Genomic DNA, 20,984 nt, shown 5'->3' on the forward strand with positions numbered 1-20,984 from the left:
AGGACGTCTTACCGGGGCGATCCCGGACGAGTCTCAAGGGAGTGGCAGCAGTGACGGTTCGCGTAGGTGTCAACGGCTTCGGCCGCATCGGCCGCAACTTCTTCCGGGCCGTGCAGGCCGCCGGTCACGACATCGAGGTTGTCGCGTTCAACGACCTCGGCGACGTCGCCACGATGGCCCACCTGCTGAAGTACGACTCCATCCTCGGCCGTTTCCCGGGCGAGGTCAGCGTCAGCGACGAGGGCATCGTCGTGGACGGCAAGACGATCAAGGCCCTCGCCGAGCGCGACCCGGCCAACCTGCCCTGGGCCGACCTGGGCGTGGACGTCGTCGTCGAGTCGACAGGCTTCTTCACCAACGCCGACGCCGCGAAGGCACACCTCGCCGGCGGCGCGAAGAAGGTCATCATCTCCGCGCCCGCCAAGGGCGAGGACCTGACCGTGGTGCTGGGCGTCAACGACGACAAGTACGACGGCTCGCAGAACATCATCTCGAACGCCTCCTGCACCACGAACTGCCTCGGCCCGCTGGCCAAGGTCCTGCAGGACTCGTTCGGCATCGAGCAGGGCCTGATGACCACCATCCACGCGTACACGCAGGACCAGAACCTGCAGGACGCGCCGCACAAGGACCTGCGCCGCGCCCGCGCCGCCGCGCTGAACATCGTCCCGACCTCGACCGGTGCCGCCAAGGCCATCGGCCTGGTCCTGCCGGAGCTGCAGGGCAAGCTGGACGGCTACGCGCTGCGTGTCCCGATCCCGACAGGCTCGGCCACCGACCTCACCGTCACGCTGACCAAGAGCGCGACGCTGGAGGAGATCAACGCCGCGTACAAGGCCGCCGCCGAGGGCCCCCTGGCCGGCATCCTGCGCTACAACGAGGACCCGATCGTTTCGGCCGACATCGTCACCGACCCGGCGTCCTGCATCTACGACGCGCCGCTGACCAAGGTCATCGGCAACCAGGTCAAGGTCATCGGCTGGTACGACAACGAGTGGGGCTACTCCAACCGCCTCGCCGACCTCGTCAAGCTCGTCGGCAACAAGCTTTCCTGACCGATGGCGCTGAAGAATCTCGAAGACCTGCTGGGCGAGGACGTCTCAGGCCGGTATGTACTCGTGCGTTCCGACCTGAACGTCCCGCTCGACGGGGAGACCATCACCGACGACGGCCGCGTCCGCGCGGCCCTGCCGACCCTCAAGCGCCTCGCCGAGGCGGGCGCGAAGGTGGTCGTCACGGCGCACCTCGGCCGTCCCAAGGGCGAGCCGGACCCGAAGTTCTCGCTCGCGCCCGTCGCCGCGAAGCTCACCGAGCTGCTCGGCGTCGACGTCCCGCTGGCGGAAGACCTGGTCGGCGAGTCCGCCAAGGCCACCGTCGCGGGTCTGACAGACGGTCAGGTCGCCCTGCTGGAGAACGTGCGCTTCGACGCGCGCGAGACCAGCAAGGTCGAGGCGGACCGCCAGGAACTGGCCGCCGAGCTGGCCGCGCTCGTCCCTGGCGGCGCGTTCGTCTCCGACGGCTTCGGTGTCGTGCACCGCAAGCAGGCTTCGGTCTACGAGATCGCGCGTGCGCTCCCGGCGTATGCGGGCGGTCTGGTGCTGGCCGAGGTCGAGGTCCTCAAGAAGCTCACCGAGGACCTCGCGCGGCCGTACGTCGTCGTGCTCGGCGGCGCGAAGGTGTCGGACAAGCTGGGCGTGATCGCCAACCTGCTGACCAAGGTCGACAGGCTGCTCATCGGCGGCGGAATGGCGTACACCTTCCTCAAGGCCCAGGGCCACGAGGTCGGGAACTCGCTGCTGCAGGAGGACCAGCTGGACCAGGTCCGCGGCTTCCTCGCCGAGGCGGAGAAGCGCGGTGTCGAGCTGATCCTGCCGGTGGACGTGCTCGCCGCGACGGGCTTCGCCGCCGACGCCGAGTTCGACGTCGTCGAGGCGACGGCCATCCCGGCCGACCGCATGGGCCTCGACATCGGCCCGAAGTCCCGTGAGCTGTTCGCGGGCAAGCTGGCCGACGCCGCGACCGTGTTCTGGAACGGCCCGATGGGCGTGTTCGAGTTCGAGTCCTTCTCCGGCGGCACCCGTGCCGTGGCCGAGGCGCTGGTCAAGAGCGACGCCTTCACCGTGGTCGGCGGCGGCGACTCCGCCGCGGCCGTGCGGCGGCTCGGCCTCCCCGAGGACGGCTTCTCGCACATCTCGACCGGCGGCGGCGCGTCGCTGGAGTACCTGGAGGGCAAGGAACTGCCCGGAGTCGCTGTGCTGGGAGAGAACGACTAGTGGCGCGCAAACCGCTCATCGCCGGCAACTGGAAGATGAACCAGAACCACCTCGAAGCCATCGCGCTGGTTCAGAAGATCGCCTTCGCCCTGCCGGAGAAGTACTACGCGAAGGTCGACGTCGCGGTCCTGCCGCCGTTCACCGACATCCGCAGCGTCCAGACGCTGACCGACGGCGACAAGCTGTCGCTCACCTACGGCGCCCAGGACCTGTCGCCGCACGACTCCGGTGCCTACACCGGTGACGTGTCGGGCCTGATGCTGAAGAAGCTGGGCTGCAGCTTCGTCACCGTCGGGCACTCGGAGCGGCGTGAGTACCACGGCGAGTCCGACGAACTGGTCAACAAGAAGGTCAAGGCCGCGCTCAAGCACGGCATCACGCCGATCCTGTGCGTGGGGGAGAAGCTCGAGGTCCGCGAGGCTGGCGAGCACATCGCCCACACCACGACCCAGCTGGTCGAGGGCCTCAAGGGGCTCAAGAACGAGCAGGTCAAGGACGTCGTCGTCGCTTATGAGCCGGTCTGGGCCATCGGGACCGGCAAGGTCGCGACCCCGGCGGACGCCGAGGAGGTGTGCGGAGCCATCCGCGCCACCCTCGCCGAGAAGTATGGTGCCGAGGTCGCATCCTCGGTCCGCGTGCTCTACGGCGGCTCGGCGAAGGCCAACAACATCAGTGACCTCGTCGCGTGCGAGAACATCGATGGTGCCCTCGTCGGTGGTGCGAGCCTGGATGGTGACGAGTTCACCAAACTCTGCGCACTCGCCGCGGGCGGGCCCCTGCCCTGATCGGGGCACCTACCGGGTAACCTGGGTATCCGGTCCGTCACACAGCAGTGGACGAGTCCAGGAGTACGGTGTGTCCTGGCGGTCAAGAGCCGCCAGCACGCACCGTTTTCCTGCATTCTCCAAGAGCGCAGAGGATGACATGAAGCTGTTCCTGCAAATCCTGTTGATCGCCTCCAGCTTTTTCCTGGTGGTCGCCGTGTTGCTGCACCGCGGCCGTGGTGGCGGTCTGTCTTCGCTGTTCGGTGGCGGTATGCAGTCGAGCCTCTCCGGCTCGAGCGTGGCCGAGAAGAACCTCGACCGGATCACGCTGCTGCTGGGCGCGGTGTGGCTGATCAGCATCATCGGCCTCGGGCTCCTGCTCAAGGTCTGATCGATCCAGGTGTTTCGGCGTGCCTATGGGGGGCGCGCCGCCGATCCCTATAGGTGTGAGGATTCATGGTTGGCGGTAACGCGATTCGGGGCACCCGTGTGGGTGCCGGACCTTCGGGCGAATCGGAACGGGGTGAGTCGGCGCCGCGGCGCCGCATTTCCTACTGGTGTGCCAACAGGCACGAGGCGCAGCCGTCGTTCTCGATGGACGCCGAGATTCCCGAAGAGTGGGACTGCCCACGCTGCGGGCTTCCGGGTGGGCAGGACGAAAAGAACCCGCCTGCCGCGCCGCGGACCGAGCCTTACAAGACCCACCTTGCTTACGTGAAGGAACGGCGTTCCGACGCCGACGGCGAGGCCATCCTCGCCGAGGCGCTGGAGCGGTTGCGCCAGCGCCGGGAGATCTAGCCTTCGCTCACCGGTCGAGCGGGTACCGGGCACGCACCCGGAACCCGCCGTCCTCGGTGTCGGCGGTCTCGAAGCTCCCACCCAGCAGTCGAGCGCGTTCGGCCAGCCCGGTCAGCCCGTGCCCTCCCGAGGGCAGGGCCGAACCGGGCGTCCGAGCGCGCTCGTTGCGTATTTCGACCTTGAGCGAACCGTGCTCGCCCTGGATCCGGATGGTCGCGGTGGCCCCCGGTGCGTGTTTGTGCACGTTGGTCAGGCATTCCTGCACCGTGCGATAGGCCGCCGCCGAAACCTGACTCGGCAGGAGGTCGGGGATCCGCTCGACGGTGAGGTGCACCGGGACGTCCGAGCCGCGGATCAGCCGGTCGAGTTCGTTGATCCCCGGCCGCGGCCCGTCGTCCTCGGAGCCCGAACGCAGGACGCTGACGAGGGAGCGCAGTTCTTCGAGTGTCTTGGTGCTCAGCTTCCGGATGACCAGCGCGGTTTCGAGCGAACGCGGGTCGGTGGTCTGTGCCTGCAGCGCGCCGGCCTGCATCGCGATCAGCGTGATCTGGTGCGAGACGACGTCGTGCATCTCCCGCGCGAGGCGGGCGCGTTCCTCCGCGCGGACGGCGTCAGCGTGGAAGCGGCGCTCACGGTCGCGGCTGGCGGCGAGTTCGGAGAGCTTCTGCGAGATCTCGGTCCGCGCTCCGATGAGCAGGCCGATGGCCACCGGCATCCCGGCGACGATGACGCCGTAGATCCCGTCCAGGACGTGTTCGCGCCAGCTGAGCTCGACGAAGTCGGCCAGCGGCCACTGGACGAACCGGCAGGTGAAAACGAGCGCGAACCCGGTCCAGGTCTGCCAGTGCATCTGCTTGCGGGTGGCGAGGAAGCCGAGCGCGATCATCGCGGCCAGCTGGGACCACCCCGCCAGGAAGCCGGGGACGGTGACGATCACCGCGAGGAACGGCAGTTTGCGGCGGAAGGCGAGGCCGAGGCAAGCGGCGCCGGACAGGTAGATCGAGTACGGCTGGGCCTTCTCGGGGATCACCAGCCAGACGTCGAGTGCGGCGAGGAAGATCGCGAGCGTGTCGACGCCCAGCGCGACCAGCGCCGGGCGTTTGATCTTGGCGAACGACATGACCCCGGCGGCACGGCGCATCCGGTCGGCGGCGTCCGCTCCGGAGCCGCCCACCGAGATACCTGGCATCGAGAGACCCTCTGTGCTCATCGCTGGCGACCTCACTCGTCTTGTGGACTTGAATGAAGAGACGTGTTCTTCGCCCGATCGGGACGCGCAGGAACGAACAAATGTGCGGATGCTAACGGGTGGATGTACCAGGACGGTAAGTTTCCCCCAGTCGGGCTAGCGACTGTACGGTCACTGTCCGTTCTGCGGACAAGTGCATGAACGTTCGGTCGGTCGGATCCACACCGGACCACTCGGGCGGAGTGGTCCGGTGATCACTTCGACGAGTGAGCGGACCGGCTCTGACGGTGAAACCGGTGAGAGTTGATCTATGTCACTTTTCGCGTTCGGACGGTGATGTTCCGTGAAAGCCCCCATCGCTACCTTCAGAGTAGGGAAGGAGGCCTTCACGGACTTCCGCCAGCGGAGTGTCGTGTGGAGCCCGCGCCGAGGAAACGTTCCGCGAGCAGGGTGATGCCGTGATCGAGCCGCCGGAAGTAGGTGGCCCGGCTCAGATGCAGCCGGGTGGCGGCGCCGAGGTGGTTCGTCCGCCTGCGGAGGTAATAGGCGTGCAGGACGCGTCCGGCCTGTGCCGTCGCCGGTTCGCCGGACGCGATCAGTTCGTCGATCGCGGTGACGAGGAGAGCGCGCAGCCCCTCCGCCCCGCCGACGCCCGGGAGCGCGGTCAACGGGCTGTCCGCGAGCCGGGCCGGATCGTGGAGTAGCGCCAGTGCCTTTTTGACCTGGCCGGTGTACCAGCGAGGGCCGGGGCCCGGCGTCGCCGATCCCAGCGCCGACAACCGGTCGAGCCAGGCGGGCAGCTCCGCGGGAGTGAACCGGTGGTGATAGATCTCGGACCGGCGGCCGCAGTCGTAAGGATCGTGGCGCGCGTCCCCGTGGTGGGCGAAGCCGAACCGTCTCGCGAGCCGCTGGTACTCGGGCCACGGCGTCGCGATGATCGCCCGGCCCTCGGAGACCCCCGAAATCAGGATGTGCCGCAGGAGCGCGGCGTGCGACGCCGGCCGGTCCTGCTCGCTGATCGCCAGTCCGACGAACACGCCGCCGGGGCTGTCGGTGAGATCGGCGGTGTGCTGCTGGACGATCGGCTCGATGGCGGCGATGGACTCTTCGGTGATCCGGGGGATGTAGGTCATGCCCACCGGGTGGTCGTCGGGGTCGCAGACGAGGTGGAAGCCGTCGGCGCCGTGGGTGAGCCACGTGTCCAGCAGCCGCTCGCAGCGGCCCGTGTCGAGTTCGCCGCGCCGCGCCCAAGCGTGGACGAGTTCTCCGATGCGGTCGTGGTCTTCGCGTTCCGCCGGGCGGACGCGGGGGGAGTGGACGCCGGTGGGGAACAGCGCCTGCCTGACCTCGGGGTCGTCGCTGAGGAAGAGGGAATGCCCGATCAGCGCGTCGCGAGTGGGCCCGTCGGCCGTTGTCGCGAGCAGGTGCCGGTTCCTCGTGACCGCCTTGGCGAGCGCGGCACGGCGCGCGACCGGTCTCCGCCAGCGATGCTTGAGGTCGAGCAGGGCCTGGAAGGGGTCGATCACGGCGAGACCGGTGGCGGTGGCGGTGACCAGGCTCAGATCGGACACCGCGGCGAACCAGTCCTGATCGCGGGGCGCCTCGACCAGTTCGGCCAGCAGCTCCTCGTCGCCGTAGCCGACTACGGCGAGCGCGTCGAGCAGCTTCCCGGTGGTCCCGTCCTGCGGTTCGGACCGGAGCCGGGCGAGGATCTCCCGCAGCGCTTGATCGGCGAGCGCCCCCGGGACGGCCGCGCTGACCGGCTTCCGCAGCGCCTGGCACAGACAGCGCGCGACCAGCGGCAGACCACCGGACAGGCGGACGACGACGTCGACATCGGCGGCGCGGGAGATGCCGTGCCGCTCCGCCAGCGTGCGGATCTCCGCGTTCTCCCAGCGGGGTAGTTCGACGGTCACGTCGGCGAAGGGAAGTGGACGGCGGCTCGCGACCACCGTCGGCGTACCGACGAGGGTCGCCACCGCGCCGGGGTGGTCGGCGCCGTCGACGACCGCGGCGGAGCCGGGATTCTCGAGCATCCAGGGTGTCCTGGTCAGGGCGGTGAGCACGGTCGTCTTGCCGACTCCGAGCGGTCCGGTCAGGTTCACCACGGCGCTCCGGCCGCTCTTCAGTAGCCCGACGATGTCCCGCAGCACGGTTTCCTGCGCAGGTCTCAGCGATTCGGCGCCCATGATGAGTCCCCCTCGACGATGAAGCGTCCGAGAAGGGGATCTTCACCCGAGCGCGGTGGGTTACCGCTTCGGGGCGCGCTCACTCGATCGGCCGAACGGCCCGCCGGGCATCCCCGGCGGGCCGTCCGGACCGGTTCGGTCAGCCGCCGGTGCAGTCCCACAGGTGGGTGACGTTGCCGTCGCCGTCGATCCAGTAGCCCATGTAGCGGCACTGGTAACCGCTCGGTGCGGCCTTGTCGGCCGTGGCGACGGTCGTCGTCGCGTCGAGCGTTCCGGCCGAAGCGGGCGCCTGGGCCAGCATCAGACCGCCGAAGACCGCGGCACCCGCCAGGACGCCGTTCCTGATTCGTCGAAGCATTGTGGTTCCCCTCTCGTATTCGTCGAGCGAGGAAAACGCTAGCGAGGGACGGGCGCTCCGGAGTCTCACGCGAGTCTCAAGCTCAGCCTGTCGCGCGTGAAGGCCCCCTTCCCTCGGCTCAGCCGAGGGAAGGGGGCCTTCACGCGCTAAAGGTCAGGCAGACGGGGTCTGATAGACCTTCGTGAGCTTCGAGGCGGAGCCCTGGTCCAGCAGCCAGAGCGTGCGACGGCTGCCGCGTGCTCCCGCCACCGGGATCTGGACCTCGCCCGCACCGGCCAGCGCCTGCGCGACGGCGTCCGCCTTGGCCTCGCCGCCGGTGACCAGCCAGATGTCCTGCGCGCGACGGATCGCGGGCAGGGTCAGCGAGATCCGGGTCGGCGGCGGTTTCGGGCAGTCGCGGACCGCGACGACCGAACGCTCCTTCTCGTACACCGCCGGGCTCTCGGGGAAGATCGAGGCGGTGTGCCCCTCCCCGCCGAGACCCAGCAGCATGATGTCGAACGCCGGAACCTCGTCGGTCAGCACCTCGGCGTAGGCCGCTGCCGCCGCGTCGACGTCGTCGCCGAACTCGCCGTCCGACGGTGCCATGGCGTGCACCCGCTTCGGGTCGAGCGGGACGTGGTCGAGCAGCGCCTCGCGGGCCTGCTTCTCGTTGCGTTCGTCCGAGTCCGCCGGGACGAAGCGCTCGTCGCCCCAGTAGATGTCGAGACGCGACCAGTCGATGGCGTCACGAGCACTGGAGTCGCGCAGTTCCCGGAGGATCCCGATCCCGGTGCCGCCGCCGGTGAGCACCACCGAAGCGGAACCCTTGGCCGCCTGGACGTCCACGATCCGGGTGACCAGCCGCGCCGCCGCGGCGGCGGCCAGGAGGTCCGGGTTCCGGTAGACGACGACCTCGGTCTTGCTCATGAGGTGGCCTTCTTCGAAGCGGCGACAGGGGCCTTCTTCTTGGAAGCGGCCGGAGCCGCCTTCTTCGCCGGAGCGGCCTTGGCCGCCGTTCCCGACGAGATCTTGGAGAGCCCGTTCAGCGAAGCCTCGTAGACCTCGTCCGGGTCGAGCCGTCGCAGCTCCTCGATCAGGCAGTCCTTGTTGTCCCGCCGCTGCAGGGCGATCCGGCGCGTCGGCTGGCCGGGCTGGGTCAGCGTGCCGACCCGCCCGTCCGGCCGGTGCAGTTCCACCGGGCCGGAGCGCCGCTCCAGCGTCACCGAGATGATGCCCGCGGCGCCGGTGCTCTTGACCCGCTTCACCGGCACCTTGAGGTACTCGGCCAGCCAGCCCGCGAGCAGCTCTGTCGACGGCGAGTCGGCCTCGCCGGTCACTGTCGCCCCGGTGACCTTCTCATGCGGCGGAAGGTCCAAAGCGGACACCAGCTGCGCGCGCCAGCTGGTCAGCCGCGTCCACGCCAGGTCGGTGTCACCCTCCACATAGGACTTCGCCCGGGTGGTGAGTGCCCGCACCGGTGCCTTTTCCGCGGCGGAGTCGGTGATCCGGCGCTGGGCCAGCTCGCCGAGCGGGTCCTTGGCCGGAGCCTTGGGACCGGTGCCGGGCCACCAGGTGACGATCGGCGCGTCCGGCAGGAGCAGCGGCACGACCGCGCTCTGCCCCTGCGCGGCGAGCGGGCCGTAGAGCCGCAGCACGATGACCTCGCTCGCGCCGGCGTCGCCGCCGACCCGGATCTGGCCGTCGATCCGCGGCGCCGCCGTCCGCGCGCCCTTGGCCACCACGATCACCCGCGAGGGGTGCTCCCGGCTGGCCTCGTTGGCGGCTTCGATCGCCTCTTCGAGTTTGTCGTCGTCGTCGGCCACTATGACCAGCGTCAGCACCCGGCCGAGCGCCACCTGCCCGCCCTGTTCGCGGATCTCGACGAGTTTCTTGTTCAGCTGCGACGTCGTGGTCGACGGCAGGTCGATGATCACGGACGCCTCCAGTTCCGGCCGGTACGCTCCAGCATTTCGTCCGCGGACGGCGGTCCCCACGAACCGGGCGGGTACGCCTCGGGCGCGCCCTTCTTGGCCCAGTGGTCGAGGATCGGGTCGAGGATCTCCCAGGACAGTTCGACCTCTTCGTTCACCGGGAACAGCGACGGTTCGCCGAGCAGGACGTCCAGGATGAGCCGCTCGTAGGCCTCGGGCGAGGACTCGGTGAACGCGTGCCCGTAGCCGAAGTCCATCGTGACGTCGCGGACCTCCATCGTGGTCCCCGGCACCTTCGACCCGAACCGCAGCGTGATGCCCTCGTCGGGCTGCACCCGGATCACCAGCGCGTTCTGGCCCAGTTCCTCGGTCGAGGTCGAGTCGAACGGCAGATGCGGCGCGCGTTTGAACACCACGGCGATCTCGGTGACCCGGCGGCCCAGCCGTTTGCCGGTGCGCAGGTAGAACGGCACACCCGCCCAGCGGCGGTTCTGCACCTCGAGCGTCACCGCGGCGTAGGTCTCGGTGGTCGAGTCCTTCGCGAAACCGTCTTCCTGCAACAGGCCCGGCACCTTCGAACCGCCCTGCCAGCCGCCCGCGTACTGCCCGCGCGCGGTGGTCTCATCCAGCGGTCCCAGTGGCTTCGTCGCCGAAAGCACCTTGACCTTCTCCGACCGCAGCGCACGCGGCGCGAACGAGACCGGCTCCTCCATCGCTGTCAGCGCGAGGAGCTGCAGGAGGTGGTTCTGGATGACGTCGCGTGCGGCGCCGATGCCGTCGTAGTACCCCGCGCGGCCGCCGAGGCCGATGTCCTCGGCCATGGTGATCTGCACGTGGTCGACGTAGTTGGCGTTCCAGATCGGCTCGAACAGCTGGTTCGCGAACCGCAGCGCCAGCAGGTTCTGCACCGTCTCCTTGCCGAGGTAGTGGTCGATGCGGAACACCGACTCCTCGGGGAAGACGTCGTTCACGATCTCGTTGAGCTCCTTGGCGCTCTTGAGGTCGCGGCCGAACGGCTTCTCGATGACGACGCGGCGCCAGGTCTCGTCGCTCGCGTCGGCGAGACCGGAGCGGGCGAGCTGCTTGGTCACCACTGGGAACGCGCTCGGCGGGATCGACAGGTAGAACGCGGTGTTGCCGCCGGTGCCACGCTCGGCGTCGAGGTCCTTGACCGTCTGCGCGAGCCTGTCGAAGGCGTCATCGTCGTCGAAGGTGCCCTGCACGAACCGGATGCCTTCGGCGAGCCTGTTCCACACCGACTCCTTGAACGGCGTCCGCGCGTGCTCCTTGACCGAGTCGTGCACGAGCTCGCCGAAGTCCTGGTGTTCCCAGTCCCGGCGGGCGAAACCGACCAGCGAGAACCCGGCGGGCAGCAGCCCGCGGTGGGCGAGGTCGTAGATCGCCGGCATCAGCTTCTTGCGGGCGAGGTCACCGGTCACGCCGAAGATCACCAGGCTGGACGGCCCGGCGATCCGCGGCAGCCGCTTGTCACGCGGGTCGCGCAGCGGGTTGCTCCAGGCTCGGGTCACTCGCCTGCCTCCTGTACCGCGCGGACCAGCTCGGCCAGGCCGGCGGCCCGGTCGGTGAGGTGCAGCCGCAGCACCGGACGACCGTGCTCCGCGAGCACCTGACCGTCACCCAGCGCCTGCGCGTGCTGCAGCACGCCGAGGGTGTACGGCCTGTCCGGCACGTCGAGATCCTGCTCGACGGCGCCGGTGATCTGCAGGAAGACCCCGTTCTGGTGCCCGCCCTTGTGGTACTGCCCTGTCGAGTGCAGGAACCGGGGCCCCCACCCGAAGGTGGTCTGGCGGCCGGTGCGCTTGGCGATCTCGCCGCGCAGGATCGACGTCGACGCGTCGTCGAGCCGGTCGAGGTACGCCTGCACCGCGATGTAGCCCGTTTCCGGGGCGGAGTCGAAGAAAGCCCGCAGGATGTCCGCGAGCTTCCCGTCGGTGGCGACTCCGTCCGAACCGAACACCTCGACCGCGCCGTCCACAGTGGACGGCTCTTCGCCGCCCTTGAGCTTGTCCGGGTTGTCGAGCAGCGACCGCGCGGCCTTCTTGGCGGCCTCGACGTCGGGCTGGTCGAACGGGTTGATCCCGAGCAGCCGTCCGGCGAACGCGGTGGCGAACTCCCACAGCAGGAACTGCGCGCCGAGCGAGCCGGTCACGGAGATCTTCGCGGCGCCTTCCGCCTGGCCGACGGTCACCGGGGTGGCGTCTTCCTTGGCGTCGGCGAAACCGGGGGAGTCCGGGCCTTCGACGGCGACCGGGAGGAGACCGGTGCCCTGTTTGCCGGTGGACTCGGCGATCAGCTGCTCCGCCCAGTCGGCGAAGCCCTTGAGTACGGAGCCACCCTCTTTTGAAGGCACTGTGGCGATGACGACCTTCTCGGCGCCCTTTTCGTGCGCCGCGACCCATGCCGCCGCCAGCTTGACCGCGGGGTTGTCCACGGTGTCGGCGGCGAGCGAGTCGGCCGCCGAAGCGGCCTGGTCGAGCAGGCGGGCGACGTCCGCGCCGGCGAGCCCGGCCGGGACGAGCCCGAACGCGGTCAACGCCGAGTAGCGGCCGCCGACGTTCGGATCGGCGAGGAAGACCTTGCGGTAACCCTCCTTTTCGGACAGTTCCGCGAACGGCGAACCCGGGTCGGTGACGACCACGATCCGCCGCGCGGCGTCGATGCCCGCGTCGGCGAAGGCCTTCGCGAAGATCCGCCGGTGGCTGTCGGTCTCGACGGTGCCGCCGGACTTCGACGACACGACGATGACCGTGCGCTCCAGGTCACCGGCGAGCGCGTCGGCGACCTGGCCAGGGTCAGTGGTGTCGAGGACGGTCAGCGGGACGCCGTCCGTCCCGGTGATGACCTCGGGGGCCAGCGACGAACCGCCCATGCCCGCGAGGACGACGCGATCGACGCCCTCCGAACGCAGGTCGGTCCGCAGTGCCTCGATCTCGCCGATCAACGGCCGCGAGGACTTGTGCAGCGTCGTCCACGAGAGACGGATCGACGCTTCGGACTCGGCTTCGGGACCCCACAGTGTGGCGTCCTGGGACGCCAATTTCGATGCGACCTGGTCGGCGACGAGCCGCTCCGCGAACGGAGCGGCTTCGCCGGCCAGGGCGGCGTCGACGATTTCGACGCCGGTCGTTTCCCCTGCCATCGTCCAGATCAGTCCTTTGCCTTTTCCAGCTGCCCGGTGACGGTCTCGAGAAGTTCGGTCCAGGACTTCTCGAACTTTTCGACGCCCTCGTTCTCGAGGGTGAGGAACACGTCGGTGATGTCGATGCCCACGGCGCTCAGCTTGTCGAAGACGGCCTGCGCGTCGGCTCCCTTGCCGGTCACCGTGTCGCCGGTGACGTCGGCGTGGTCCGCCGCGGCGTCGAGGGTCTTCTCCGGCATCGTGTTGACCGTGTCCTTGACGACGAGCTGGTCCACGTAGCGGGTGTCTGAGTACTCGGGGTCCTTCACACCGGTGGAGGCCCACAGCGGACGCTGCGCGTTCGCGCCCGCCTCGGCGAGCTTCTTCCAGCGGTCCGAGGCGAAAAGCTCCTCGAACGCCGCGTACGCGAGCCGCGCGTTGGCGATGGCGGCCTCGCCGCGCAGCGCCTTGGCCTCGTCGGTGCCGATGGCGCCGAGCCGCTTGTCGATCTCGGTGTCCACACGGGACACGAAGAACGACGCGACCGAGTGGATGCCCTTGAGGTCGTGGCCGTTGGCCTTGGCCTGCTCCAGGCCGGCGAAGTAGGCCTCGATGACCGCCTTGTACCGCTCGACCGAGAAGATCAGCGTGACATTGACGCTGATGCCCTCGGCCAGGGTCTTGGTGATCGCCGGGATGCCTTCTTCGGTGGCCGGGATCTTGATCAGCACGTTCGGCCGGTCCACGGTCTTCCACAGGTCCTGCGCCTCGGCCACCGTCTTGTCGGTGTCCTTGGCCAGACGCGGGTCCACCTCGATGGACACGCGGCCGTCGACCCCGTTCGTGGCGGTGTAGACGTCGCGGAACAGGTCCGCGGCGTTGCGCACGTCGGTGGTGGTCAGCTCGCGGATGGTGGCTTCGACGTCGGCGCCGCGCGCGGCGAGCTCCTTGGTCTGCTCGTCGTACGCCTCGCCCTTCGACATCGCGTTGGCGAAGATCGTCGGGTTGGTCGTGACGCCCACGACGTGCTTGTCGCGGATCAGGTCGGCGAGGTTGCCGGTGTTCAGGCGCTCACGGGACAGGTCGTCGAGCCAGATCGACACTCCTGCCTCGGACAGCTGAGCGAGTTTGTCGTTGCTCATGCTTTCCCCTTCAGTTCTTGGTGTTGGCGATCGAGCGACGGGCGGCGTCGACGACGGCTTCCGCGGTGAAACCGAACTCGCGGAACAGAGTGCCGGCGTCGGCCGAGGCACCGAAGTGCTCGATCGAGACGTTCTCCCCGGCGTCACCGGTGAAGCGGTGCCACGAAAGGGCGATACCGGCTTCGACGGAGACGCGTGCCTTGACCGACGGCGGGAGGACGGAGTCCTTGTAGGACTGGTCCTGCGCGTCGAACCACTCGACACACGGCATCGAGACGACGCTCGCCGTGATGCCGTCGGCTTCGAGGGTCTTGCGAGCCTCGACGGCCAGCTGGACCTCGGAGCCTGTCGCGATCAGCACGACCTGGGGTTTGCCATCGGACGCCTCGGCGAGGACGTAACCGCCCCGCTTGACGCCTTCGGCGCTGGTGCCCTCCAGGACCGGCACGTTCTGCCTGGTCAGCGCGAGGCCCGACGGGTGGTGGACGTCCTCCAGGACGGCCTTCCACGCGTACGCGGTCTCGTTGGCGTCCGCCGGGCGGACGACGTTGAGGCCGGGGATCGCGCGCAGCGAGGAGAGCTGCTCGATCGGCTGGTGGGTGGGGCCGTCCTCGCCGAGACCGATCGAGTCGTGCGTCCACACGTAGGTGACCGGCGCCTTCATCAGCGCGGCCAGCCGCACGGGCGGGCGCATGTAGTCGGAGAAGATCAGGAACGTCGCGCCGTAGGGACGGGTGCCGCCGTGCAGCGCGATGCCGTTGAGGATCGAGCCCATCGCGTGCTCGCGGATGCCGAAGTGCAGCGTCCGGCCGTACGGGCTGGTCTTCCACATGTCGGTGGAAGCCTTCTCCGGGCCGAACGAGTCGGCCCCCTTCATGGTGGTGTTGTTGCTCTCCGCGAGGTCCGCGGAACCGCCCCACAGCTCGGGAAGCGGGTCGGCGAGCGCGTTGAGCACCTCACCGGAGGCCTTGCGGGTCGCGATGCCCTTGGCGTCCGGCTCCCACGTCGGCAGGTTGTCCGCGAAGCCCTCGGGCAGCGAGCGGGTGGCCATCCGGTCCGCGATCTTCTTGCGCTCCGGGTTGGCGGTGCCCCACGCCTCGAACTGCTCCTGCCACTCGGCGCGCGCGGTCTTGCCGCGGTCGACGGCCTGGCGGGTGTGCGCGATGACCTCGTCGTCGACCTGGAAGTTCTGGTCCTTGTCGAAGCCGAGGATCTCCTTGACCGCGGCGACCTCTTCGGCGCCCAGCGCGGCGCCGTGCGCCTTGCCGGTGCCCATCTTCTTCGGCGCCGGGTACCCGATGACGGTCTTCAGCGCGATGAAGGACGGACGCTCGGTCTCGGCCTTCGCGGCCTTGATGGCCTCTTCGATCGCGACGACGTCCTCGCCACCCTCGACGACCTGGGTGTGCCACCCGTAGGCCTCGTAGCGCTTCACGACGTCCTCGGAAAGCGCGATCTTGGTGTCGTCCTCGATCGAGATCTCGTTGTCGTCCCAGAAGACGATCAGATTGCCCAGTTCCTGGCGGCCGGCGATCGACGAGGCTTCGGCGGTGACGCCCTCTTCGATGTCACCGTCGGAGGCGACCACGTAGACGTAGTGGTCGAAGATGCTCTCGCCGACGGCGGGCTCCGGGTCCAGCAGGCCGCGCTCGCGGCGGGCCGCCATCGCCATGCCGACACCGTTGGCCAGCCCCTGGCCGAGCGGGCCGGTGGTGGTCTCGACGCCCTTGGTGTGGCGGTACTCCGGGTGACCGGGGGTCTTCGAGTCCCACTTGCGGAGCTGCTTCAGGTCTTCCAGCTCCAGGCCGAACCCGGCGAGGTACAGCTGGATGTAGAGGGTCAGGCTCGAGTGCCCCGCGGAAAGGATGAAGCGGTCGCGCGCGGGCCACTCGGGGTCCGCCGGGTCATGACGCAGCGTCCGCTGGAACAGCGTGTAGGCGAGCGGCGCCAGGCTCATCGCGGTGCCGGGGTGACCGCTGCCGCAGTTCTCGACCGCGTCCGCGGCGAGCACCCGAACGGTGTCGACGGCCCGCGTGTCGAGGTCGGTCCAGTCGGCGGGCACGTTGCGCCGGAGGAGTGGGTTCTTCTCGCTGGTAGAGGCGGTTTCGGACACTGAACTCGAACTCCCCGTCATCAGGTTGTGGCTTCTCTTCCCTCGTGGGTAACCCACGTGTACCGCTACTAATCTCAATCGATCCGGAAGGGACGATATTCCTGCTCCGGGCCGTTCGCAGAGGCACGCCGCGACCTACCGCGGCCAGCCTAATGGTTCGGCCGGTCGAGGACCCGCGATCACCCTCTGGAAACAGCACGTCTAACATCGAGGAAGGGTTCAGAACACGGGGATCCGGGGCCGCCACATCACCCGGAAGCCTGGTGGACCCCGCCCCGAAAACTGACGCAGGGAGTGAAATGTCGTTGGTGAACGCTGCGCACGGACGCAGTGACAGCACCAGCGCCGTACATCCGACCGGTGAACGACCGCACGGTGGCCGGCGAACAATCCGCCAGGTCGTCGGCGCGTACGCCGCCCTCGCGAAGCCCAGGGTGATCGAGCTCCTTCTCGTCACCACGATTCCCGCGATGTTCCTGGCAGGCAGGGAAATCCCGTCGCCGTGGCTGGTGCTCGCGACGCTCGTGGGCGGCACCATGGCGGCCGGCAGCGCCAACGCCTTGAACTGCGTCATCGACGCGGACATCGACAAGGTGATGAACCGCACGAAGCGCCGTCCGCTGGTGAAGGAATCGGTGCCCCGGCGCGGCGCGCTGATCTTCGGTCTCGTACTCGGCGTGCTGTCCGCCGTCGTGCTCTATTTCACGGTGAACCTGCTCTCGGCGATTCTCGCGATCGCGACGATCCTGTTCTACATCTTCGTCTACACGCTGGTGCTGAAGCGGCGTACGTCACAGAACGTGGTCTGGGGCGGCGCGGCGGGCTGCATGCCGGTCGTCATCGGCTGGGCCGCCGTCACCGGCACCGTCGAGTGGCCCGCGTTCGTGATGTTCGGCGTCATCTTCTTCTGGACCCCGCCGCACACCTGGGCGCTGGGCATGAAGTACCGCGACGACTACGAGCGCGCCGGCGTCCCGATGCTCCCGGTGGTCGCCACCCCGCAGCACGTGGCGCGGCAGATCGTCATCTACTCGTGGGTGATGGTCGCCTGGACGCTGCTGCTGGTCCCGGTGACGAGCTGGATCTACACGACCTTCGCGATCCTGGCGGGCGGCTGGTTCCTCTTCTACGCGCACAGCCTGAACGCGGCGGTGCGGCGCGGCGAGGAGACCAAGCCGATGTCGCTGTTCCACCGGTCGAACACGTACCTGATGATCGTGTTCGTCGCGCTGGCCGTGGACTCGGCCATCGGCCTGCCCGCCATCGGCCTGCCCTTCTGATCTTGTAGCGCGGACGTGACTCGCGTGATCAGGGACGTGACTCACGTGACTGGAGGCCGCACTCGGGTGTGCGGTGCTTGATCACGCGAGTTCCGTCCCCAATCACGCGAGTTCCGGGTTTGATCACGTGAGTGCGGTGCTGCTGGCCGTCGCCGTTGCGAAAGCCACTTTCGCAACGTTGAAGGTTGCGAAAGTGGCTTTCGCAACACGTCCGGCCGGCGCAGGCGACTGGCGCGGGGAGGACGAAGTGCGTTGGGGCGGGTCGTGGCGTCCCAAGGGGTGACATGGGCGACGCGCGGGGTTACCCGTCGGTACCGTCCGGCGAAGTGACGTCCACAACCGAGCGCCCGGCCCCCGTCCGTGCCGAGCGCAGGACCATGGCTGTCGCCTGCTTGGTCGTCTTCACGGCCCAGATGGCGACGACGATCTACCTGCCCTCCCTCCCCGCGATCGAGCGCGACTTCGCCGTGTCACGCAGCTTCGCGGCACTGTCGGTTTCGCTGTTCGTCATCGGCGCGGCGGCACCGGTGGTGCTGTGGGGCTGGGTGGCCGGCCGCCTCGGGCGGCGGACCGCGATGCTGGCGGCGCTCGGCCTCTTCGTCGTTTCCAGTGCGGTGCTGATCGGCAACACCTCGCCGACCTGGCTGCTGATTCTTCGTTCCCTGCAAGGGATCGGTGCCGGTGGTGCGGCCATCGTCGCCCGTATCGCCGTCCGGGACCTCGGTGACGGCGACGCGCTCGCCAAACGGCTTTCGGTGCTGTCCATCGCGTTCGTCACGGCGCTCGGCGGCGGGCAGTTCGTCGGTGGGTTGATCGGCGGCTGGCAGGGCGGGTTCGCGGTTTTGACGGCGGCGGGGGTGATCTGCGTCGCGGGCACGCTGACGATCCCGCTCGCCCGCGGCCGCGTCGAGAAGACCGGCGTGCTCCGGATCCTCACCGTCCCGGCGTTCCTGCGGCCGACGATCGCGGCCGGACTCGGCTTCGCGACGATCGTGCTCCTCCAGGAGGTCGCCCCGTTCGTCTTCCAGCAGCATTTCGGCCTGAGCGTGGACCAGTACGGCAGCCTCGGCCTCCTGTTCGGGCTGGCCTACTTCGGCGGCGCGTTGCTGGTGAACCGGCTGGCGAGCAGCAAGGGCTCGCCCTGGCTGACGCGGGCGGGCGCGCTGGTCATGACGGGTGCCGGAGCGCTGACGGTCGCCTTGTGGCTGCTGCCCGGCATCCCGCTCACGGCCGCGCTCGTGACGTTCATCGCGCTGTACTGCGGGACCACCTTCGGCCAGGCCGCGCTCTTCCCGAGCAGCATGGCCGTCGCGGTGAGCACGGTTCCCGGACACGGCGCCCAGGCCGTCGCGCTGTGCGGTTTCCTCGCGCAGTCCATCGCGGGTGTCGCGGCCACGCTCGCCGTCCTGCTGCACGAGAACCTCGTTTGGGCGAGTGTCGCGACCGGCCTTTCGCTGGCGGCCTTCCTCCTGGTCCGGGTGCGCACGCGGGAATGAGATGATGGCGGGCGCCGTTGTACCTCTTTCGGCCCCTGTCCCACCTCTCGAAAGCAGGCTGCTTTTGTCCGTGTCCCCGGACCGGGAACTCGACGCGCTCGAGCAGGATGTCGCGCTCGAGCAGGAGTACGTCACCACCCTTTACCGCAAGCTCGACGCCGAACGCGTCGACGCGCAGCGCAGGCTCGACCAGACGCTGCGCCAGACCGGCGGCACCCCGCAGGCTCGCACCGAACGCGACGTCGCCACGACGCTGTACACCGACAGGCTGTCCCAGCTGAGTTCCGTCGAGCAGGGGCTGTGCTTCGGCCGCCTCGACTTCCTGCCCGATCACGCGGAGGAGACCACCTACATCGGGCGGCTCGGGCTGTTCGACGAGGACGACGAGTACCGTCCGCTGCTCGTCGACTGGCGCGCGCCGGTCGCGCGGCCCTTCTACCTCGCGACGGCCGCCTCACCCGAAGGTGTCCGACGGCGTCGCCACATCCGGTCGCTGAGCCGGAAGGTCGTCGGAGTCGACGACGAGATCCTCGACCTCTCCGCCGCCGACCAGGGCCAAGACCTCGGACTCGCGGGGGAGGCCGCGCTGCTGGCCGCGCTCGAACGCCGCCGCACCGGCGAGATGAGCGACATCGTCGCCACCATCCAGGCCGAGCAGGACCGCATCATCCGCGCGTCGCCGAACGGCGTCCTGGTGGTCCAGGGCGGCCCGGGCACCGGCAAGACCGCGGTCGCGCTGCACCGCGCGGCGTACCTGCTCTACACGCACCGGCAGCAGCTCACCACGCGCGGCGTGCTGGTGGTCGGGCCGAACAGCACGTTCCTGCGCTACATCGGGCAGGTCCTGCCGTCGCTGGGTGAGACCGGGGTGCTGCTGGCCACGATCGGGCAGCTGTACCCGGGTCTGGACGCCACCGGGCCGGTCACCCGCGAGGCCGCCGAGATCAAGGGCCGCCCGGTGATGGCCGACGTGCTCGCCGCCGCGGTCCGTGATCGCCAGCGGGTCCCGGAGCCGGTGCTGGAGATCGAATTCGAGCGCGAGATCCTCATGCTCGACCGCAAGACCTGCACCGAGGCGCGGACGCGGGCCCGCCGCTCGCGCCGTCCGCACAACCTCGCCCGGCGGATCTTCGTCTCGGACCTCCTCGACGCGCTGACCCGCCAGGCCGCCCGCAAACTGGGGGAGGACCTGCTCGACGCGCGGGACGTCCAGGACATCCGCGCCGAGGTCTCCGCCGACAAGAACGTGGCCGCCGCGATCAACGGGCTGTGGCCCAAGCTCACCCCCGAGATCGTGCTCGACGAGCTGTTCGCCGACCGCGAACGGTTGCGGAGCGCGGCCGGGAAAGCCTTGTCGGACACCGATCGTGAGCATCTCCACAGCCCGACGGACGCGAAGTGGAGCCCGGCCGACGTCCCGTTGCTCGACGAGCTCGCCGAGTTGCTCGGCGAGGACGACACCGACCTCCGGGCCGAGCGGGCTCGCCGTGAGCGGGAAGACCGCGCCTACGCGGAAGGCGTGCTCGATATCCTCGAGCAGGACGAGGAGATCATCGACGAGGAACTGCTGCGGGTCGGTGACGTCCTCGACGCCGAATTGTTCGCCGAACGCCAGCATCGCCGCAGCGAGATGACCGCGGCGCAGCGGGCCGCCCAGGACCGGACCTGGACCTTCGGGCACGTGATCGTCGACGAGGCGCAGGAACTGACCGCGATGGATTGGCGGCTGCTGATGCGCCGGTCGCCGAACCGGTCGATGACGCTCGTCGGTGACGTCGCCCAGACCGGGGCGGCCGGGGGAGCGCGGTCGTGGGGCGAGGTGCTGTCGCCGTACGTCGCCGATCGCTGGCGGCTCGAAGAGCTGACCGTGAACTACCGGACCCCGGCGGAGATCATGGCCGTCGCTTCCCGGGTGCTCGCCGACGTGAACCCGGAGCTGGAAGCGCCGGTTTCGGTGCGAGAGACGGGTTTCGAGCCTTGGCTGCGCTCGGTGACACCGGCGGATCTCATCGCGGAACTGCCCGGCGTCGTCGAGGCCGAACTGTCCGCTGTGGACGGTGGGACCGTCGCCGTGCTGTGCCCGGCGTCCCTGATCGCTCCTCTTTCGGAGACGCTCGGCGAGGCGGGTGACAGGGTTTCGGTGATGCCCGTCGAGCGGGCCAAGGGGCTCGAGTTCGATTCGGTGGTGCTGGTCGCCCCCGATCAGGTCGTCGCGGAGTCCCCGCGCGGGCTCAACGATCTTTATGTGGCCCTGACCAGGGCGACCCGTCGGATGGGTGTGGTGCAGACCGGTGACGCTGTTCCGGCGCTGGAGGGTCTTGGCTAAGGTC

Annotated in this window: 17 protein-coding genes; 8 read left to right on the forward strand and 9 right to left on the reverse strand. The window is 69.1% G+C overall.

Annotation, left to right across the window (positions count from 1 at the left end; translation table 11 throughout):
- Window positions 1–50 precede the first annotated feature (50 nt).
- The 5 genes from gap to HDA45_RS36000 all read left to right on the forward strand — a co-directional run bounded on the left by gap (window position 51) and on the right by HDA45_RS36000 (window position 3,835).
- Window positions 51–1,055 carry a type I glyceraldehyde-3-phosphate dehydrogenase gene (gene gap / locus HDA45_RS35980; protein WP_101606776.1) on the forward strand — a complete coding sequence of 335 codons (1,005 nt, stop codon included), beginning with the start codon at window positions 51–53 and terminating at the stop codon, window positions 1,053–1,055.
- Between the two features lie 9 nt (window positions 1,056–1,064).
- A complete protein-coding gene (locus HDA45_RS35985; RefSeq protein WP_281401016.1) occupies window positions 1,065–2,273 on the forward strand; it encodes a phosphoglycerate kinase in 1,209 nt (402 codons plus the stop codon).
- Window positions 2,273–3,058, forward strand: a complete 786-nt coding sequence (tpiA, locus tag HDA45_RS35990; protein ID WP_184903018.1) for a triose-phosphate isomerase — start codon at window positions 2,273–2,275, stop codon at window positions 3,056–3,058. The genes HDA45_RS35985 and tpiA overlap by 1 nt, the downstream gene beginning before the upstream one ends.
- Before the next feature lie 139 nt (window positions 3,059–3,197).
- Window positions 3,198–3,428 (forward strand): preprotein translocase subunit SecG, encoded by a 231-nt coding sequence (gene secG, locus HDA45_RS35995; RefSeq protein WP_005152283.1) that lies wholly within the window; start codon window positions 3,198–3,200, stop codon window positions 3,426–3,428.
- Between the two features lie 65 nt (window positions 3,429–3,493).
- Complete coding sequence (locus tag HDA45_RS36000; protein WP_026467877.1) at window positions 3,494–3,835, forward strand: RNA polymerase-binding protein RbpA; 342 nt, start codon at window positions 3,494–3,496, stop codon at window positions 3,833–3,835.
- Window positions 3,836–3,842: 7 nt separating this feature from the next.
- Here the strand turns inward: HDA45_RS36000 and HDA45_RS36005 are convergent, their stop codons facing one another.
- From HDA45_RS36005 to tkt, 9 genes are all read right to left on the reverse strand, one after another.
- Window positions 3,843–5,045 carry a sensor histidine kinase gene (locus HDA45_RS36005; RefSeq protein WP_184903020.1) on the reverse strand — a complete coding sequence of 401 codons (1,203 nt, stop codon included), beginning with the start codon at window positions 5,043–5,045 and terminating at the stop codon, window positions 3,843–3,845.
- 365 nt (window positions 5,046–5,410) lie between these two features.
- On the reverse strand, window positions 5,411–7,213 hold the full coding sequence (locus tag HDA45_RS36010; RefSeq protein ID WP_184903022.1) for an ATP-binding protein: 1,803 nt from the start codon (window positions 7,211–7,213) through the stop codon (window positions 5,411–5,413).
- 139 nt (window positions 7,214–7,352) lie between these two features.
- Entirely contained in the window at window positions 7,353–7,571 is a 219-nt protein-coding gene (locus tag HDA45_RS36015) for a hypothetical protein (protein ID WP_184903025.1), read from the reverse strand.
- Window positions 7,572–7,724: 153 nt separating this feature from the next.
- Entirely contained in the window at window positions 7,725–8,480 is a 756-nt protein-coding gene (gene pgl / locus HDA45_RS36020) for a 6-phosphogluconolactonase (RefSeq protein ID WP_184903026.1), read from the reverse strand.
- Window positions 8,477–9,487, reverse strand: a complete 1,011-nt coding sequence (gene opcA, locus HDA45_RS36025) for a glucose-6-phosphate dehydrogenase assembly protein OpcA (protein WP_184903028.1) — start codon at window positions 9,485–9,487, stop codon at window positions 8,477–8,479. The genes pgl and opcA overlap by 4 nt, the downstream gene beginning before the upstream one ends.
- Complete coding sequence (gene zwf, locus HDA45_RS36030; RefSeq protein ID WP_184903030.1) at window positions 9,484–11,013, reverse strand: glucose-6-phosphate dehydrogenase; 1,530 nt, start codon at window positions 11,011–11,013, stop codon at window positions 9,484–9,486. Before zwf ends, opcA begins: the two co-directional genes overlap by 4 nt.
- Entirely contained in the window at window positions 11,010–12,644 is a 1,635-nt protein-coding gene (locus tag HDA45_RS36035; RefSeq protein ID WP_184903032.1) for a glucose-6-phosphate isomerase, read from the reverse strand. Before HDA45_RS36035 ends, zwf begins: the two co-directional genes overlap by 4 nt.
- 8 nt (window positions 12,645–12,652) lie before the next feature.
- On the reverse strand, window positions 12,653–13,765 hold the full coding sequence (gene tal, locus HDA45_RS36040) for a transaldolase (protein WP_184903034.1): 1,113 nt from the start codon (window positions 13,763–13,765) through the stop codon (window positions 12,653–12,655).
- A 10-nt stretch (window positions 13,766–13,775) separates the two neighbouring features.
- On the reverse strand, window positions 13,776–15,878 hold the full coding sequence (gene tkt, locus HDA45_RS36045) for a transketolase (RefSeq protein ID WP_184903036.1): 2,103 nt from the start codon (window positions 15,876–15,878) through the stop codon (window positions 13,776–13,778).
- 299 nt (window positions 15,879–16,177) lie between these two features.
- Here tkt and HDA45_RS36050 point away from each other — a divergent pair, with 299 nt between their 5' ends.
- The 3 genes from HDA45_RS36050 to HDA45_RS36060 all read left to right on the forward strand — a co-directional run bounded on the left by HDA45_RS36050 (window position 16,178) and on the right by HDA45_RS36060 (window position 20,980).
- Window positions 16,178–17,158 (forward strand): heme o synthase, encoded by a 981-nt coding sequence (locus HDA45_RS36050; protein WP_020637180.1) that lies wholly within the window; start codon window positions 16,178–16,180, stop codon window positions 17,156–17,158.
- Between the two features lie 326 nt (window positions 17,159–17,484).
- The gene (locus tag HDA45_RS36055) at window positions 17,485–18,654 is read left to right on the forward strand and encodes an MFS transporter (protein ID WP_343072220.1); all 1,170 of its coding nucleotides are present in this window, start codon (window positions 17,485–17,487) and stop codon (window positions 18,652–18,654) included.
- A gap of 70 nt (window positions 18,655–18,724) precedes the next feature.
- On the forward strand, window positions 18,725–20,980 hold the full coding sequence (locus tag HDA45_RS36060) for a HelD family protein (RefSeq protein ID WP_343072313.1): 2,256 nt from the start codon (window positions 18,725–18,727) through the stop codon (window positions 20,978–20,980).
- Window positions 20,981–20,984 lie beyond the last annotated feature (4 nt).

It is taken from the genome of Amycolatopsis umgeniensis (assembly GCF_014205155.1).
GTDB lineage: Bacteria > Actinomycetota > Actinomycetes > Mycobacteriales > Pseudonocardiaceae > Amycolatopsis > Amycolatopsis umgeniensis.